This is a genomic window from Azospirillum oryzae, from assembly GCF_900177515.1.
Taxonomy (GTDB): Bacteria; Pseudomonadota; Alphaproteobacteria; order Azospirillales; family Azospirillaceae; genus Azospirillum; species Azospirillum oryzae_A.
This window is the reverse complement of record NZ_FXAK01000009.1, coordinates 153,149-169,525: the sequence shown is the minus strand read 5'-3', so window position 1 is coordinate 169,525 and position 16,377 is coordinate 153,149. Positions and strand designations below refer to the sequence as shown.

The window sequence follows — 16,377 nt, the reverse complement described above, 5'->3', positions numbered from 1 at the left end:
TGCCGCTGGATAGGTGTCGACGCCGTCCTGCTGTGGCCGTCCAATGCGTCGCCTGACACCCTGACAGGGGCGGCCGTCGCTCCCGGAACCCGCAGACCCGCGCAAAACAGAAGTCGCCCAACAATCCGTCATTGTCATACTAGGCAGGTCCATATGGTCCTGTCAGGTTGGCGAGCGCGCCCTGTTCGTGGCAGGTTTCCGGTTATGAGCAATAAGCATTGTGCGATTTCGGCTGCGGCCGCGGCCTGCACGCGGAGGGTCACCCTCCCTTCACCTTGGCGATGAACTGGTCGACCTCCGTCCGCAGCCGATCGGACTGGGCCGTCAGTCCCGATGCTGCTCCCAGCACGTTGGAGGCATGCGTCCCGACTTCGCGCGTCGCCACCGTAACGCCCCCGATGTGGCAAGTGACCTTCTGGGTTCCCGCGGCGGCATGCTGGATGTTGCGGGATATGTCCGCGGTCGCCCCTCCCTGCTGTTCGACGGCGGCAGCGACGTCGGAGGAAATCTCGCTGATGTGAGCGATTGTCTGCCCGATCGCCCGGATCGCGCCGATTGCCTCCTGGCTGGCCTTCTGCACCGAAGCGATCTGCTCGCCGATATCCGCCGTCGCCCGGGCCGTCTGGCTGGCCAGCGACTTGACCTCGCCGGCAACCACGGCGAAGCCTTTGCCCGCCTCCCCGGCGCGGGCCGCCTCGATGGTGGCGTTGAGGGCCAGAAGATTGGTCTGGCCCGCGATGTCGGAGATCATCTTGACCACCGCGTCGATGCGACTGGCGGCAGCACCCAGGCTGGCGACGATCTCGTTGGTCTGTTCAGCCTGAATCACTGCGCGATCGGCAATTCGGGCAGCATGGCCAACGCGCTCGCCGATCACGCGGATGGACGCCGACAATTCCTCGGCCGCGGCAGCGACCGCCGAGACGTTCCCGGCGGCCAGATCGGAAGCATCGGCAACGGAGGTCGCCTGCTGCGTCGCGTCTTCCGCCACTTGGGAAAAGGACTCTGCGGTCGACCTCAGTTGGGTGGCCGCCGAGGATACGTTCTCGACGACGCCGGCGACGCTGAGTTCGAACGCCAGAGCCAGGTCCGACATCATGCGGGTCCGTTCCGCGTCGGCGTATGCTTCCTGTTCCTCGCGCTCGGCCTTCAGTCGCCCAGTCTCGATCAGGTTGTCACGGAAGATCCGAAGCGCGGCGGCGATTTCTCCCAGATCCCTGGTCCGGAACTCCGGCACAGGCGTATCCAGCTTCCCATTGGCCAAAAAGGCCGTGGTGCTGGTGAGCGTTGCAAGCGGGCGGAGGATCCCGCGCAGGACGAAGAGCGTGACCGCGGCACAGCCGAGGGCACCGATCGCGGCGGCGGTCATCATCACACCTGCCAGATCGGTGGTGATCTCGTCATTGCTTTCCACCGTTTCGGACAGCGTCTGCCTGTCCTGGGTCGCCAGAAGTTTGACCCCCTCCGCCATGCGGTCGAGATGTTCGAACAGCCCATCGACCCGCGCGCTGATTTCAAGCATCAGATCCTGGGGAACAACGCCCTTGCGTTGGCTGACGTCCTCGATCCCTTCCAGGGACCGGGCCAGCAGGTTTTCGAAGGAATCCTTTGCGACCTTGATACGTTGTTCGACGTCGTCAATTCCTCCCAGAGTCGTCATGCCCCGTTCGGTGGCTATGTTCGCCAATCCCGCATGTGCAGAGAGATAGTCGGTGGCGATCTTCTTGATATCGATCTTTACATTGTTGATCTCATCGGAAGAGGATGTCGCGACTTTGTTTTGCAGCGCCAGGGACAGAACCTGCATGTCCTTGATCGTGCGCAGGAGTTCAAGGTCGTTGGTCAAGGATGCCATGGAATGGCCGGTGGCGGCGCCCATGTCGTGACTGCGTTCCGCGGTGACCCAGCTCAATCCCCCCTGCAGCAGCACCAGAGCGATCATGAAGGTTGCAAACAGAAGGAATCGGCTGCGAAGCGAGTTCGGCAGGAAGATTTTGGGTATGGCCAAAGGCACCCGAACTTTGAAGGGCCCCCTTGAAGGCCGCTCGTCACCGCCAATCGAACTGGCATTTGTCTCGGCGACGTTGAGGGACGTCTCCTGGCTCATAGCCGATTTTCCTTTTGAGGAGTTCCACGGTCTTGGCGCGAAAGGGGCGGAAAGACACAAAACCTGAGGCAGCCTCCGGACAGAGCCTATTTAATTCGACCCTGCGACCGTTATCGAAATGTATCGGCTCAACGTGACGGTTGTTTGACGCCACGATGATAATCGTCGGTACGTGGCCACGCTCCCGCAGGTCTGGCCTCCGTCGAGGCCTCCGGCCTACTGCAAAACGGGTCCGGGCCCGGGGATGTGAGGTGCGCAGGCCGGTGGTGGCTCCTGGACTCTTCCGGCCGCGGTCAAGGATTCGGCGGGCTGCCCTCCGGCATCCAGCTGTCCGGTCACCGGCAGCGTCGCGGTCTCCTGGTAGGTTCGCCGCTTGGGCAGTCGAACCGGGCGTTCCAGCCGGGCGGACAGGTAGCATTCGAGGACCGCGAGCAGGTGGATACCGGAGTCGAGAAAGATCGGGGGCAGACCGAACCGGAGCGGTCCGGCATCCGACGAAGCCCAAGCCGCCGGCCGGCGGCGATGATGCCGGAGGCAAAAAGGCTTCCCAGGAGCGACCGGCGGGTCCAGCCGGTGCGCTCACCACCGCCAGACGTCGTCCGGCGAGACATGCGGGCATTCTCCTATCGAGGATGTGCCCAGTCCGGACCTGCTCCGCTGGCGGCTTCCTTCCAGCCGGGAACCGGGTTGTGACGTGCTTCCGCGATAGGTGAAATATAAAACAGTCAGCTTTCCGGATGAGTGATGGGATAGCAACAGCGCGAACGGCGCAGTAACCGTTGCTTCCTCGGGTTTCCGGGAGGGGATGGCGTGGGGACGCATGCCGCTTGCTTCACATCTATATTTCGACTAGGGTAGAAGCATGGAAAATAAGACAGCCATCGACGCCTTTGCCGCCCTCGCTCAGGAGACCCGTCTGGCCGTGTTCCGCCTGCTGATCACGGTGGGGCCGAATGGGCTGACGGCCGGCGAGGTTGCCCAGCAGGTGGGGGTTCCGGCCTCCACCCTCTCCCATCATCTGGCGACGCTGGAACGCGCCGGTCTGCTCCGCTCCTGGCGGGTGCAGCGGCAGATCTTCTACGCGTCCGACTATGAGGGCACCCGCCGGCTGATCGCCTTTCTGATGGAGGACTGCTGCCAGGGCCGCCCGGAACTCTGCTCCACCGACCTGATCCAGGCCGTCCCCTGTGGTCCCGGCGGATGCGACCACGACGCCTGACACCCCGACCCCAACCGCCGCGCGCCCCGCGGCATGGACAAGGCGACCCAGCGATGACCGACCGCGTCTATAACGTCCTGTTCCTGTGCACCCACAACAGCGCCCGCAGCGTCATGGCGGAATGCCTGCTGAACCGCGAGGGCCAAAAGGGCGGAAGCGGCCGCTTCCGCGGCTTCAGCGCCGGCAGCCAGCCGTCCGGCCGCATCAACCCCTATGTCCATGACCTGCTGGAACGGCTCGGCTTTCCGACCGCCGAGCTGCGCTCTAAGACCTGGGACGAGTTTGCCGCTCCCGGCGCCCCGCACATGGATTTCGTCTTCACCGTCTGCGACAACGCCGCCGGCGAGGTCTGCCCGGTCTGGCCCGGCCAGCCGATGACCGCCCACTGGGGCTTCCCCGACCCGTCGAGCGCCCAAGGCACCGACGCGGAGAAAGCCGCCTTCACCGCCACGGTGTTCGGGCAGATCCAGCGCCGCATCCAGGCCTTCGTCAGCCTGCCCATCGCCTCGCTCGACCGGCTGGCGCTGAAGCGCAAGCTGGACGATATGGGAAGGACGTCCGCCACCCCGGAGGCCGCGCGATGACGTCGGTCACCATCTACCACAACCCGGATTGCGGCACCTCGCGCAACACACTGGCGCTGATCCGCAACAGCGGCGTCGAGCCGACGGTGATCGAGTATCTGAAGACGCCGCCGACGCGCGATGAGTTGGCCGATCTGATCCGCCGCATGGGCGTGCCGGTGCGCGACGTGCTGCGCGAGAAGGGCACGCCCTATGCCGAGCTCGGGCTCGGCGACGCGGCGCTGAGCGACGACCAGCTGCTCGACGCCATGATGGCCCACCCGATCCTGATCAACCGGCCGATCGTGGTGACGCCACTCGGCGTGCGGCTGTGCCGCCCGTCCGAGGCGGTGCTCGACATCCTCCCCGATGCCCAGCGCGGCGCCTTTGCCAAGGAAGACGGCGAGCAGGTCGTCGACGCCGCCGGACACCGCATCGGCAAAGCCTCCTGACGGACACGCATCATGACCGCTGACATCCATGCCGCCCCGGCGGCCCGCCCCGCCATGGGCCTGTTCGAGCGTTACCTCAGCGTCTGGGTCGCGCTCTGCATCGTCGCCGGCATCGCGCTCGGCCATCTGGTGCCCGGCCTGTTCCAGGCCATCGCCGCGGCGGAGGTCGCCAAGGTCAATCTGCCGGTGGCTGTGTTGATCTGGCTGATGATCGTGCCGATGCTGCTGAAGATCGACCTCGGCGCGCTGGGGCAGGTCAAGGAGCACTGGCGCGGCGTCGGAGTGACGCTGTTCATCAATTGGGCTGTCAAGCCCTTCTCGATGGCGCTGCTGGGCACGCTGTTCATCGGAAACCTGTTCGCCCCGCTGCTCCCGCAGGACCAGATTTCCTCCTACATCGCCGGCCTGATCCTGCTGGCGGCGGCGCCCTGCACCGCCATGGTCTTCGTCTGGTCGAACCTGTGCGAGGGCGAGCCGCACTACACGCTGAGCCAGGTGGCGCTGAACGACATCATCATGGTCTTCGCCTTCGCGCCGCTGGTCGGGCTGCTGCTGGGCGTCGCATCGATCACCGTTCCGTGGGACACGCTGCTGCTGTCGGTGCTGCTCTACATCGTCATCCCCGTCGTCGCCGCCCAGCTCTGGCGCCGCAGCCTGCTGACCACCGGCGGCGAACCCGCGCTGAAGCGCACACTGGACCTGATCCAGCCGATCTCGCTGGTGGCGCTGCTGACCACGCTGGTGCTGCTGTTCGGCTTCCAGGGCGAGCAGATCCTGGCCCAGCCGCTGGTCATCCTGCTGCTGGCGGTGCCGATCCTGATCCAGGTCTATTTCAACGCCGGACTGGCCTATTGGCTGTCGCGCCGGTTCGGGGTGGCGTGGTGCGTGGCAGCGCCGGCGGCGCTGATCGGTGCCTCCAACTTCTTTGAACTCGCGGTCGCCGCCGCCATCAGCCTGTTCGGGCTGGGTTCCGGCGCGGCGCTCGCCACCGTGGTCGGCGTGCTGGTCGAGGTGCCGGTGATGCTGTCGGTGGTGAAGATCGTCAAGGCGACCAAGCCCTGGTACGAGGGACGCACCCATGCATGACATCGAGAGCACCGGACGCGACTCCTTGCCGAGCCTGGACGAGGCCTATTTCGATGTGCCCGACCTCGACAGGCTGACACCGGAACGGCCGTCGACCCACCCGCCGCGCATCCTGCTGCTCTACGGCTCGCTGCGGGAGCGCTCCTACAGCCGCTTCCTGGCCGAGGAAGCCGCCCGTCTGCTTCAGCGCATGGGTGCCGAGACGCGCATCTTCGACCCGCGCGACCTGCCGCTGCCGGACAGCGTTCCGGCCGACCACCCCAAGGTGGCGGAGCTGCGCGCCCTGTCGCAATGGTCGGAAGGCCAGGTGTGGGTCAGCCCGGAGCGGCACGGCACCATCACCGGCATCCTGAAGTGCCAGATCGACTGGCTGCCGCTGGAAAGCGGCGGCGTCCGGCCGACGCAAGGGCGGACGCTGGCGGTGATGCAGGTGTCCGGCGGCTCGCAATCCTTCAACGCGGTCAACGCCATGCGCGTGCTGGGGCGCTGGATGCGGATGGTCACCATCCCCAACCAGTCCTCCGTCGCCAAGGCCTATCAGGAGTTCGACGAGGCCGGGCGGATGAAGCCGTCGCCCTATTACGACCGCGTGGTGGACGTGATGGAGGAGTTGGTCAAGTTCACCCTCTTGGTGCGCGACCGCAGCGACTACCTGACCGACCGCTACAGCGAGCGCCGAGAGGCCGGGCTCAAGGTCGAAACCGAGGCGAAGGCTCTGGCCGCTGCAGCGATGAACGGCGAAAGAACAGCGTGACGGCATCCCAGGCAATGATGGCAGACCACGTCCTGCCATCATTGCCTGGGATGCCCGGCGGATCATGCCTTCAGCCAGATCTCGACCGCCTCCGGCTTGGGGATGCCGCCCGCATGGACGACCTTCTCGTCGACGACCACGCCCGGCGTGCTCATCACGCCGTAGCCCATGATCGCAGCGATGTCGGTGACCTTCTCTACCTGGACAGCGACCCCCAATGCGGCGGCCTTCTCCTCGATCAGCTTGGCGGTGGTCACGCAGTTCCTGCAGCCGGAGCCGAGCACCTTGACGGTCTTCATGATGTCCTCCTTTACCGGGGATCACGCAAAAAGGGTGTTGAGCAGATAGCCCACCAGGATGAACGCGATGGTCAGGAAGCTGCCGAAGAAGGCCAGCATCGGGACCTTGAGCACCTTGCGGAGCATGATGAACTCGGGAGGCGAGATGGCGACGACGCTCATCATGAAGGCGATCACCGTACCGATGGGAACCGCCTTGGCGAGCAGGGCCTCGGCCACCGGAATGACCCCGGTGGCGTTCGAATAGAGCGGCAGCCCCATCAGCACGGCCACGGGGACGGCGAACGGGTTGTCGGCCGAGGCGTATTCCGCGAACAGTTCCTGGGGAACGTAGCCATGCAGGGCGGCGCCGATGCCGATGCCGACGATCACGTAGAGCCAGATGCGCCCCACGATGTCGGTCACCTCACCCCAGGCATACCGGATGCGACCGCTGAGCGAGGTATCTGTCTCGGTTCGCACGACAGCGCCCATGCGGATCTTCCAGACGTAATCCTCGACATAGCGTTCCATGCGCAATCGGTCGATCAGCACGCCACCGACAATGCCGATGCCCATTCCGGTGGCGACATAGATGGCTGTCAGCTTCCATCCCATGATGGAGGCCAGGATCACGACCGCCACCTCGTTCACCAAGGGGGAGGTGATGAGGAAGGCCATGGTGACGCCGACCGGGATGCCTGCCTCCAGGAAACCGATGAACAGCGGCACCGACGAGCAGGAGCAGAACGGCGTCACGGCGCCCAGCACCGCGGCCAGTCCGTAGCCGACTCCGCGCGACCTGCCCTCGATGTAGCCGCGGACCTTCTCCGGTGACAGCAGCGTGCGGAACAGCCCCATCACGAAGACGATGACGGCCAGCAGCACGAAGATCTTCGAGGTGTCCTCGACGAAGAAATGGACCGCATCGGCCAGTTTTGTTGCCGGCGTCAAGCCGAGAAGGCGGTAGGCCGCCCAGTCGGCAAGCAGGGTGAAGACCTCGAACATGTCGGCCTCCTGGGCGCCGATCAGGCAGCCCGGTAGCGGGAGGGACGCCCCTGCATACCGCGCAGACGGGCCCAATCGGCCTGATGCACGGCGTCTTCCGTCAGAGCATCCACTGCCGCGGTGATGACGGCGCGCGCCCACGGCTGCAGGTCATCGGCGATTGCGTAGAGCATCCACTGCGCGTCGCGACGCACCCGGACCAGTCCGGCCTCCCGCAGGGTTGCCAGATGCTTCGATGCCTTGGGTTGTGCGATGTCCAAGGCATGGGTGAGTTCACAGACGCAAAGTTCACCTTCCCGGGCCATCAGCACGAAAGCGCGCAGGCGCGTCGGATCGGACAGTGCGGAGAAGATGGTGGATGCGAATTCCATGGAAGAAAATATAAGGGTTTTTTCATATGCTGAACACCGCATATTCCGGTTCAGGCATGCGGCAGCTCGACGCAGGAGTTGACGCAGCCACCGATGCCATGTTGGGGACAGGGCGTTCGCTTGATCGGTAGCCGAGCTCAGCCGGCCGCCATGCTCCGAAGGATTCAGTAAAGACGGATGGACCGATGCAGACGGACTCAATGATGGCACAGACAGGCATCGTGGATGTGGTGGTGATCGGTGGCGGCCAAGCCGGCCTGGCCGTCGGTTACCATCTGCGGCGTTCCGGCCTGTCCTTCATCATCCTCGATGCGGAGGACGGCCCCGGCGGCGCCTGGCGGCATGCGTGGCAGTCCCTGCGGCTATTTTCACCTGCGGCGTGGTCTTCGCTGCCGGGCTGGCGGCTGGCCGGGGATGATCAGGACTATCCCAGCCGGGACGATATCCTCGAATACCTGGCCCGCTATGAGGCCCGCTACGAGCTTCCGGTTCGCCGGCCGGTGATGGTGCGGTCGGTCGAGCGTGCCGACGGCGACCGGCTGCGGGTCGTGTGCGATCAAGGGATCTGGATGGCCCGGATGGTGGTCAGCACCACCGGAACCTGGCGGCACCCGGTCGTCCCAAGCTATCCCGGCCAGGAGGCATTCCGCGGCCTTCAGCTGCACTCCAGCATCTATAGCGAGCCCACAGTCTTCGCCGGGCAACGCGTACTGGTGGTCGGTGGTGGGAATTCCGGCGCACAGATTCTGGCGGAGCTGTCCAAGGTTGCCGACACCATTTGGGTGACCGAGCGCCCACCGGCCTTCCTCCCGGACGAGGTCGACGGCCGTGAGCTGTTCCGCCGGGCGACGGAACGGGTCAAGGCGCTGCAAGAAGGGCGTGGGCAAGCCGTACCCGCCGGCGGTTTCGGAGATATCGTGATGGTGCCGCCGGTGGTCGAGGCGCGGGGCCGGGGCGTGCTTCAGGCCGTCCGCCCCTTCAGCCGGTTCTTCGATGGCGGCGTGGAGTGGGCGGATGGGACGCGCAGCGCGGTCGATGCCGTGATCTGGTGCACCGGCTTCCGTCCGGCCCTCGACCATGTCGCCGGCCTTGGGATCGTGGAAGAGAACGGCACGGTCGCGCTGGAGGGAACCCGTTCCGTGCGGGAGCCTCGGCTCTGGTTCGTCGGCTACGGAGGGTGGACCGGCCCGGCATCGGCCACCCTGATCGGGGTCGGACGATCGGCGCGAGACACCGCACGGCGCTTGATCGACAGTCTGGCCGCCTCCGCGCACTGACCTTTGGCAGTCCGAACGGGGATCTGTCTGGTCGTATCAGGTGATGCCCCGGGTAGAAGAGCGAGGGGAGGCACGTCCCCCCTCGCAAAGCGAGCCGAAGCGGTCCTAAAGAGTCTGCGGATATTCGATGTTCTTGAAGCTCATCCCGTCGGCGCTCGGCACATGTCCGATCCGGCGGATGTTGGCCCAAACGTTCTTATAATCGGGAATCATCAACTCGTTGGTGGCCTTGCTGATCACGTTGCCGACCTGCCCGGTCGGCGCGATGAAGAGCATGAAGGCTTGCCCGGGCTTTGCGGCGGGCGTCGGATAGACCATCGCCTGGGTCGAGCCGACGTCGTTGTAGACCTCCACGAGATCGCCGGCCTGTAGCCCCAGCGTCGTCATGTCGCCCGGGTTCATCTCGATGGGGGCGACCGGCATGCGCTCGCGCACGAAGGGGGTGTGCTGGTCATAGAAGGCGTTCTGCCAGACAAGGTTGTTGCGCCCGTTGTTGATCAGGAAGGCATACTTCTCCCGCTGCTGCTCGCGACCGGCAACCTGGAGGCCGCGCCACTCGGCCTTCATGAACTTGGCCCGGCCATCGGCCGTCTTGAACTTGCCGTCGGTGTAGAGCCGCTTGGTGCCGATCAGCCGGCCATTCTCAAAGCCGACCACCGGCTCATGGACGCCGTTCGTGCCCATGCTCCGCAACCGGTCATAGGTCACGAACTTCCCGCCCTCGGCGTGTTCGTGGTAGCCGTCCATGAAGGCGTCTTCCTCGGTCTTCCAGTCGAACTTGCCCTTGAACTGATCGGCGTAGGCGCCGTTGCCGGCCTTTCGGAAGGAGGCCTCGATGGCATTGGCCATCCGGGCGGCAATCAGCGCATCGGGCATCGCGACGCCCGGCGGGTCCATATAGCGCTCGGTCAGCCGCAGCCGCCGCTCGCCGTTCATCGAGGTCAGGTTCATCTCGCCGGCGGTCGCTGCCGGCAGCCACACATGGGCGGCCTCGCCGATCTGGGTCGGCAGGATGTCGACCACCACGCTGAACAGGCCGCCGCGCTTGATGGCAGCGACGATCTGCTCCAGCTGGGCCTGGCGATCGCCGTAGGGCACGCTGTCCATCGCCTCCTTCACCAGATTGGTCCGGCGCCGGTAGATGCGGCGGAACTCCTCGGCGTTGAGCGTCGACTTGAAATGGTCGGTTGCCCAGACATGGTGAACACCACCCTGGCCGGAGATCAACAATTGGTCGACATAGGCCGCCGGACGGCCGACATGGGCATCGGAGGGCCGCACATAGCCCTCCTGATGGCCGCCGAGCCGCACGCAGCCGGTGCCCTCCCGCCCGACGTTCCAGGTGGCGAGGGCGAGGTTCACCATGGCGGCGTTGGTGCGATAGTTGTCGTTGCCCCAGATCAGGCCCTTTTCATAGGCATGCATGGTGCGGCGCTGCGTGCCGCCCGCCTTCGGCTCGGCGATCCACTGCGCGGCTTTGCGAATGTCGGCGGACGCCAGTCCGGTGACCGCCGCGGCATCCTCGACCGATATGCGGTTGGCGGCCACGGCTTCGTCGAAGCCGACCGTATGCTGGGCGATGAAGTCATTGGCCTGCCAGCCCTTGCTGACCACCTCGGTCAGCAGCGCGTTCAACAGCACCAGGTCGGTGCCGGGAGCGATGGCGAGGTGCAGGACGTTCTCCTTGCCGGCCACCGCCTCGCAGGCGTTCACCGACACGGTGCGGCGTGGATCGACGATGATGATCCTGGCCGGAGCATGAGCCTCGGACGCCAGCATCTGCCGCTTCTTGTCGAGCGTCTCGCCGCGCAGGTTCGGCACCCAGTGGGCGAGGAAGTAATTGGTCTGGTTCTCCAAAGGGTTGGCGCCGACCACGAAGATGGTGTCCGCCAGTTCGGCGTCTTCATAGCTGTTGTTGAGCTCTCCAACCCCCATGTCGCGGCTGGCATGGACCTCGGAGTTGTAGGCCGGGCGATTGTGGATGCGGATGTTCTTCACCTTCATCGCATCGAAATAGAGCTTGCCGGTCCCCCAGGTGTTCTCGTAACCGCCGGCCGCTCCGCCATGGTCGAAGGCGGAGACGATGACGCCGTCCTCCCCCATCTCCTCGATCACCCGCCGGGTCACATCGGCCACCAGGGACAGGGAATCGTCCCAGGAGGTCGGCATCATCTGCGAGTAGCGCCAGACCATCGGCTGGGTGAGCCGGGCCGTCATGGTTCCGGTCTGCTCGGAGTAGCGCGTCACCCCCATCCGTCCGCCGCGGACCGAATTGAGACCCGCATTGACCTCGCACGCCTTGTCCGGCTTGATGATGAGGTGGACCAGACGGCTGTCCTGCTGGACGACATTGTACATGGATGGGTTGTACCAGGCAGGGCTTTCCGCCCCTTGCTGCTGGTTCAGATCCTCGCCGAAGACATTGTCGCCGGCGTCCGCCCCGCCTTGGCGGTCGATAGGCCAGGAAATCGCCTTGTAGCCGCAGCCGACGATGCAGAAGTCGCAGGTGACGTTCTGAACCTTGGCGTCCTTGGGCGGGATCGGCAGCTGGTCGATACCGGTCTTGTAGGTCATGGTGTCCTCCCTCACCCGCGCCGCAGCGACACGGTGTTCTCGCTCAGCACGTTGCGGGTGCGGCCGTAGATCAGCTCGTCGGCGCCGACGGCCCGGATATCGCCCGCCGTGTCGACGGTCAGACGGAACATCGCCAGGTTCTGGGTGGCGTGCCCCCACACCTGCTGCCCCTCCTTCTCGCAGTCGAAGCGTGAGAAGTGGCCGGGACAGCTCAAGGTCTTGTCGGTGGAGTCATAGGCGAGCGGAAAGCCCTTGTGCGGACAGAGCGTCGAATAGGCGACGATGTCGCGGTCGGGTCCGGCTCCGCCATCGACCGGAGTCCCGAGCTTGATCAGAACGCCGGGGGAGTCCGCGTCCGGATAGGCGATCTGCATCGGCTCGTTGACCTTGAGGTCCCTGACGTTGGCGAGGCGGCTGGCCGGGTAATCGACGCGGGCGGCGGGAACGACGGCTCTGGCCGGAGTGGTGGAGACGACCGAGACAGCCGCGGCGCCGGCTGCCGCCACCGCGCCACCGCGCAGGAACTGGCGGCGCCCCAGTGCAGCAAGACGTGGGCATTCCTTCATCGGGATCCTCCCTTGGCGTTATCGTTGTCCGCTGCACAAAGCATCGGACGTGCCAGAGGGAAGAGAGCGGCGGCCAATCTAGGCTTATGCAGGATCAAGGGGCTCGGATGTTCGGAAATCCGAACATCACCGCCGCACAAGACCCATTTCCGGCTCAGAACGTGTTCGCTGTTCCGAATGGGACGTAACAGTTGGAAGTTCGGTGCGACCTCTACTCCGTTTGTTCCAGGGCGATGCCGAGCCGCCGCATCTTCTCCCACAGCGTGGTGCGCCCGACGCCCAGCAGGTCGGCGGCCTTGCCCAGCTGACCATCGGCCCGTTGGAGCGTCGCCTGGATGTACGACCGTTCGCTCTCGTCGCGGACCGTGGTCAGGTGAGGCCAGTCGTGGGCATCGCCAAAGCTGTCCCGAATCCCCTGTTCTGGAAACAGGTCGCCCACCCCGAGCCAGGCCCCGGTGGACAGGGCGACCGCGCGCTCGATCCGGTTGCGCAGTTCGCGGACGTTGCCCGGCCAGTCATGGGCGAGCGCCGCCGCCTCCGCCTGCGGGGTGAGGCATTGGGCAGGCCGCCCGAAGCTGTCGGCGTAGCGCCGCAGGTAGGTGAGCAGCAGAGGCAGGACGTCGTCCCGGCGATCGCGCAGGGGTGGGACGACGATGGGGATGACGTTGATGCGGTAATAGAGGTCGCGCCGGAAGCTGCCGTCGCGGACCCGTTGCTCAAGGTCAAGGTTGGTGGCGCAGATCAGGCGGGCCTGGAAGGGGAGCGGCTTCTCGCCGCCGACCCGGAAGAAGACGCGCTCCTGGACCAGCCGGAGCAACTTGGCCTGCTGCGGCAGTGGCAACTCGCCGACTTCGTCGAGGAAGAGGACGCCATCCGCCGCCCGCTCGGCGTAGCCGCAATGCAGGGCATGGGCCCCGGTGAAGGCTCCCCTCTCATGCCCGAACACTTCACTGTCGATCAGCTCGGCCGGCACGGCGGCGCAGTTCACCGCCATGAACGGTGCCTGCGCATGCCTGGAGCTCTCGTGCAGGTGGCGGGCAACCACCTCCTTGCCGGCGCCGCTTTCACCGCTGATCAGGACGGTGCTGTCCACGTCGGCAACCCGCCGGACCAATTGCTCGACCTGATGCATCCGTGGGGAAGTGCCGAGGACACCACCGCCAGCCCAACGTCCGCGTGCCTGCAAAAGCTCGCTGATCCGCGACAGAAATTCGTCGATAGGGAATGGTTTTGTCAGGTAGTCGTCGGCCCCGGCTTTCACCAGACGGACGGCTTGCCTGACGTCTCCGAAGCCGGTCATGAACAGCACCGGCGTTCCCCCCAACCGGGCGGCGGTCGCCCGGAACAGCTCTTCGCCATTCATGTCCGGCAGGCGGATATCGCAGACGAGGATGTCCGGTCTGTGTGCCGTGAGGGCGGCCTGGGCTTCCGCACCGCTGGTCCACCAGAGCGGGTTGTAACCCTCCAGGGCGAGACGCTCGACCAGGGACTCGCCCATGATGGGATCATCCTCGATGATCGCGATCAACGGTGCCTTACGCGGCCTCATGGCTTCGCCTCGTCTCTTGGAGGGGGATGGAAAGCGTCACCATGGTTCCTGCGGCGGGCCCCCCTGCTGCCGGTCCGATGGCGACATCAACCTCGCCCCCCACACGATCGAGAAGGCGGGCGACCGTCCACAGCCCCAGCCCACGCCCGTTCTGGGGCAGCGACGTGGAGCCCCTGCATCCCAGCAGGGCCACCATCTCGGATGGCATGCCCGCCCCTTCGTCACGGATGACGATCCGCAAGACCCGACCCCTGACCTCGGCGGTCATGGTCACGGGGGAGCCGGGAGGAGAAGCCCGACAGGCGTTCAGCAGAAGGTTGAGCACCATCTGGCGGACGGCAGCGCCATTGACGGGCAGCGGTTTGTCCAGGCGGTTTTCCCAAAGCAGGCCGATGCGTCGGCGTTGTGCCTCATGAGCGACGAGGAAGCGGAGATCATCGAGGTCGTCCGGCGCCATTTCGATGGCTTCCAGCGGCTCCTTGTAGGCGACCAAAGCCGCACGGACGACGTTGCCGATCCCTCGGAGGCCGCGTTCGATCAGGGCTGCGGAGCGCAGCCGCACCGCTTCATCGCCGCCGTGCCGCTGCAGGGTATCGACGGCGGTCAGCATGCCGCCGAGCGGGTTGTTGACCTCGTGCGCCATGCCCGATGCCAGCCGCCCCAGCAACGCCAGCTTTTCCTCATCGGCCAGACGGGCGGCCAGGGCCTCACGTTCGGCGACAGCGGTGGCCATGGCGTTGAAGCGCCGGTACAGCCGGCCGATTTCGCCGGTCTGCTCGGCGACATACCGGCCGGGGATCGGTTCGACCACACCGGCTCGCATGCGCTCGACGTGGTCGTCGAGCACAGCGAGGGGGCGCAGAAGCCGTCGGACCAGGGCATAGCCCAGGAGGGCCAGCATCAGCGTCAGTCCTGCATTCACCGCAATCAAAGTCATCAGCACTTCGTGCCGAAGCTTGACGAGCGGTCGCAGGTCCAGCTCGGCGAGAATGTGACCGAGTGGCACGGTTCCGGACCCGATGGGCCAATGGACCCAGGCAAGCTCGTGGGTGCTGTCGATCGCCAGCCCGTCCGATCGACCGAGCCGTGCCCGCAATCCTTCCGGCAGCGGCATGCCGACCGGATAGGCCATCGGATCCGACGCGGCCACGACGGAGACATCGGGCTGAACCACCACCAGCTGGCGCGCGGAGGCCATGGTGGCGGCCCGGCGGGCGTGATCCAGCACATCGAACGTCTCCCAGACGTCCTGGCGGGCCAGGTGCGGCTCGACGGCGACGGCAAGGCTGCCGAGATGGGCCGCCGCCAGCTGACGCGTTTGCACCTGCTGCTCTTCGGCCAAACGGGTGAGCACAGTGTAAGAGATCAGCGATCCGACGGCAGCCATGAGACCGGCCACCAGCAACGGTGCCTTCACCGCAAGAGGCCAGGTGCGAGGATGCCCGGGCCATTTCATGCCGGAGCCCTCACGAAATCCGACATGGCGGCAATGCCGTCGAACAGGGACGGCTCCCCGACGGCAAAGCCGTCCAGTCGGAGCTGATGCAGGACCGATTGGCCGACGGTGTCAGTCTGCATATCGACGAGCGCCGCCCTCAACTCGCGAACCAGAGGTGTGCCGAGCTTGGAGGCTTGGCAGGCGATCGGAGGAAATCCCAGTTGGACCGAGCGATGGCAAACCCGGGTGCGGCCGACCAGATCGGGCTCGATCTCGGCCATGACATCCCAGACATAGCCGTCGACGCTGCCGCTCTGGGCCAAGCCGCTGGCCACCGCACGCACGACGTTCCGATGCCCGTAGGTGAAGAAGCTCCGGCGGAAGAAGCTGGCCGGGGACTCGTTCATCGTCGCCAGCAGGTACCGGGTGACCAGGAAGCCGGAGTTGCTGTCCGGGTCGGAGAAGGCATGCACCTGACCGCGCAGATCGTCGATGGTCACAGCCAGATCGCTGTTTTGTACGATGACATAGGATTGGTAGAGCGGCTGCTTCCGGTAGACCGGGACGGCAACCAGGCCCAACTGGCTGCGGAACTGGATGTAGGGGAACCCGCAAATCCAGGCGGCGTCGAGCTGTCCGGTCAGGAGCATGGTGGTGATCTCCTGGTAACTCCGCCGCTTCACCAGGCTGACCGGCCGCGACAGGCGCGTCTCCAGGTAGCGCTCAAGCGCCGCCAGCAGGTCCGTATCGGAATCCAGGAACACCGGCGTCAGTCCAAAGCGGACCGGTGCGGTCAGGGGAGGAGCCGCCAAGCTCGGCATCGAGACGAGGCTTGCCGCACCCAGTCCTAACAGGAACGACCGCCGGCTCCACTGCAGGAGAGATCCATGCTGCGGTTTTTCCCCCCTAGGCACGTTGCCCTCCCGAGAGACACGGCATGCGCTGGCGGCCAGGAACGTCCGACACTCACATTCCGTCTTATCGTCCGTGGTACAAACTATTCCTCCTTTCTCACTTTCCTCAAGTGTGCCATTGGTGGTCAGGCCATCGCCGGAATGGGGGCGGTCAAGGCACGTGGTGGAACCACCGGATGGTGGGACGCGGCAGGGGCATCTTGAGCGATGCCGGGAGCGGG

General features: G+C 65.6%; 15 protein-coding genes. 6 read left to right on the top strand and 9 right to left on the bottom strand.

All coding sequences use genetic code 11. The features are described from left to right. Positions 1–259: 259 nt before the first annotated feature. Positions 260–2,107: a methyl-accepting chemotaxis protein gene (locus tag B9N97_RS29250; RefSeq protein ID WP_085091347.1), complete on the bottom strand. Its 1,848-nt coding sequence runs from the start codon at positions 2,105–2,107 to the stop codon at positions 260–262. Positions 2,108–2,969: 862 nt separating this feature from the next. Here B9N97_RS29250 and B9N97_RS29245 point away from each other — a divergent pair. The 5 genes from B9N97_RS29245 to arsH are packed head-to-tail and all read left to right on the top strand — an operon-like array spanning position 2,970 to position 6,181. Then, on the top strand, positions 2,970–3,326 hold the full coding sequence (locus tag B9N97_RS29245; protein ID WP_085091346.1) for an ArsR/SmtB family transcription factor: 357 nt from the start codon (positions 2,970–2,972) through the stop codon (positions 3,324–3,326). 53 nt (positions 3,327–3,379) lie between these two features. Continuing rightward, the gene (locus tag B9N97_RS29240; RefSeq protein ID WP_085091345.1) at positions 3,380–3,910 is read left to right on the top strand and encodes an arsenate reductase ArsC; all 531 of its coding nucleotides are present in this window, start codon (positions 3,380–3,382) and stop codon (positions 3,908–3,910) included. Further along, positions 3,907–4,341 carry an arsenate reductase (glutaredoxin) gene (gene arsC, locus B9N97_RS29235; protein WP_085091344.1) on the top strand — a complete coding sequence of 145 codons (435 nt, stop codon included), beginning with the start codon at positions 3,907–3,909 and terminating at the stop codon, positions 4,339–4,341. Before B9N97_RS29240 ends, arsC begins: the two co-directional genes overlap by 4 nt. Before the next feature lie 12 nt (positions 4,342–4,353). After that, positions 4,354–5,427, top strand: coding sequence for an ACR3 family arsenite efflux transporter (gene arsB / locus B9N97_RS29230; RefSeq protein ID WP_085091343.1), 1,074 nt, complete (start codon positions 4,354–4,356; stop codon positions 5,425–5,427). Further along, positions 5,420–6,181 carry an arsenical resistance protein ArsH gene (arsH, locus tag B9N97_RS29225; protein ID WP_085091342.1) on the top strand — a complete coding sequence of 254 codons (762 nt, stop codon included), beginning with the start codon at positions 5,420–5,422 and terminating at the stop codon, positions 6,179–6,181. The genes arsB and arsH overlap by 8 nt, the downstream gene beginning before the upstream one ends. Positions 6,182–6,243: 62 nt before the next feature. Here the strand turns inward: arsH and B9N97_RS29220 are convergent, their stop codons facing one another. From B9N97_RS29220 to B9N97_RS29210, 3 genes are read right to left on the bottom strand one after another with little or no spacing between them, the layout of a single operon-like run. After that, complete coding sequence (locus B9N97_RS29220; protein ID WP_085091341.1) at positions 6,244–6,480, bottom strand: thioredoxin family protein; 237 nt, start codon at positions 6,478–6,480, stop codon at positions 6,244–6,246. 21 nt (positions 6,481–6,501) lie between these two features. Then, on the bottom strand, positions 6,502–7,467 hold the full coding sequence (locus B9N97_RS29215; protein WP_085091340.1) for a permease: 966 nt from the start codon (positions 7,465–7,467) through the stop codon (positions 6,502–6,504). Positions 7,468–7,487: 20 nt separating this feature from the next. After that, entirely contained in the window at positions 7,488–7,838 is a 351-nt protein-coding gene (locus B9N97_RS29210; protein WP_085091339.1) for an ArsR/SmtB family transcription factor, read from the bottom strand. A 185-nt stretch (positions 7,839–8,023) separates the two neighbouring features. Between B9N97_RS29210 and B9N97_RS29205 the strand changes: the two genes are divergently transcribed. Further along, positions 8,024–9,115: an ArsO family NAD(P)H-dependent flavin-containing monooxygenase gene (locus tag B9N97_RS29205; RefSeq protein ID WP_432264217.1), complete on the top strand. Its 1,092-nt coding sequence runs from the start codon at positions 8,024–8,026 to the stop codon at positions 9,113–9,115. Positions 9,116–9,220: 105 nt separating this feature from the next. On the opposite strand, the gene B9N97_RS29200 is transcribed toward B9N97_RS29205, so the two are convergent. From B9N97_RS29200 to B9N97_RS29180, 5 genes are all read right to left on the bottom strand, one after another. Next, positions 9,221–11,689: an arsenate reductase (azurin) large subunit gene (locus B9N97_RS29200; protein WP_085091337.1), complete on the bottom strand. Its 2,469-nt coding sequence runs from the start codon at positions 11,687–11,689 to the stop codon at positions 9,221–9,223. An 11-nt stretch (positions 11,690–11,700) separates the two neighbouring features. Then, entirely contained in the window at positions 11,701–12,255 is a 555-nt protein-coding gene (locus tag B9N97_RS29195) for an arsenate reductase (azurin) small subunit (RefSeq protein WP_085091336.1), read from the bottom strand. Positions 12,256–12,466: 211 nt separating this feature from the next. After that, the gene (locus B9N97_RS29190; RefSeq protein ID WP_244560992.1) at positions 12,467–13,783 is read right to left on the bottom strand and encodes a sigma-54-dependent transcriptional regulator; all 1,317 of its coding nucleotides are present in this window, start codon (positions 13,781–13,783) and stop codon (positions 12,467–12,469) included. Between the two features lie 7 nt (positions 13,784–13,790). Beyond that, positions 13,791–15,191 carry a sensor histidine kinase gene (locus B9N97_RS29185; RefSeq protein ID WP_167393417.1) on the bottom strand — a complete coding sequence of 467 codons (1,401 nt, stop codon included), beginning with the start codon at positions 15,189–15,191 and terminating at the stop codon, positions 13,791–13,793. A gap of 65 nt (positions 15,192–15,256) precedes the next feature. Beyond that, positions 15,257–16,054, bottom strand: a complete 798-nt coding sequence (locus B9N97_RS29180; protein WP_432264216.1) for a substrate-binding domain-containing protein — start codon at positions 16,052–16,054, stop codon at positions 15,257–15,259. Between the last annotated feature and the right edge of the window lie 323 nt (positions 16,055–16,377).

Excerpts from the sequence above, each read along its gene's own strand:
- B9N97_RS29250 (WP_085091347.1), bottom strand. The coding sequence starts at position 2,107 with ATGAGCCAGGAGACGTCCCTCAACGTCGCCGAGACAAATGCCAGTTCG.
- B9N97_RS29245 (WP_085091346.1), top strand. The coding sequence starts at position 2,970 with ATGGAAAATAAGACAGCCATCGACGCCTTTGCCGCCCTCGCTCAGGAG.
- B9N97_RS29240 (WP_085091345.1), top strand. The coding sequence starts at position 3,380 with ATGACCGACCGCGTCTATAACGTCCTGTTCCTGTGCACCCACAACAGC.
- arsC (WP_085091344.1), top strand. The coding sequence starts at position 3,907 with ATGACGTCGGTCACCATCTACCACAACCCGGATTGCGGCACCTCGCGC.
- arsB (WP_085091343.1), top strand. The coding sequence starts at position 4,354 with ATGACCGCTGACATCCATGCCGCCCCGGCGGCCCGCCCCGCCATGGGC.
- arsH (WP_085091342.1), top strand. The coding sequence starts at position 5,420 with ATGCATGACATCGAGAGCACCGGACGCGACTCCTTGCCGAGCCTGGAC.
- B9N97_RS29220 (WP_085091341.1), bottom strand. The coding sequence starts at position 6,480 with ATGAAGACCGTCAAGGTGCTCGGCTCCGGCTGCAGGAACTGCGTGACC.
- B9N97_RS29215 (WP_085091340.1), bottom strand. The coding sequence starts at position 7,467 with ATGTTCGAGGTCTTCACCCTGCTTGCCGACTGGGCGGCCTACCGCCTT.
- B9N97_RS29210 (WP_085091339.1), bottom strand. The coding sequence starts at position 7,838 with ATGGAATTCGCATCCACCATCTTCTCCGCACTGTCCGATCCGACGCGC.
- B9N97_RS29205 (WP_432264217.1), top strand. The coding sequence starts at position 8,024 with ATGCAGACGGACTCAATGATGGCACAGACAGGCATCGTGGATGTGGTG.
- B9N97_RS29200 (WP_085091337.1), bottom strand. The coding sequence starts at position 11,689 with ATGACCTACAAGACCGGTATCGACCAGCTGCCGATCCCGCCCAAGGAC.
- B9N97_RS29195 (WP_085091336.1), bottom strand. The coding sequence starts at position 12,255 with ATGAAGGAATGCCCACGTCTTGCTGCACTGGGGCGCCGCCAGTTCCTG.
- B9N97_RS29185 (WP_167393417.1), bottom strand. The coding sequence starts at position 15,191 with ATGGCTGCCGTCGGATCGCTGATCTCTTACACTGTGCTCACCCGTTTG.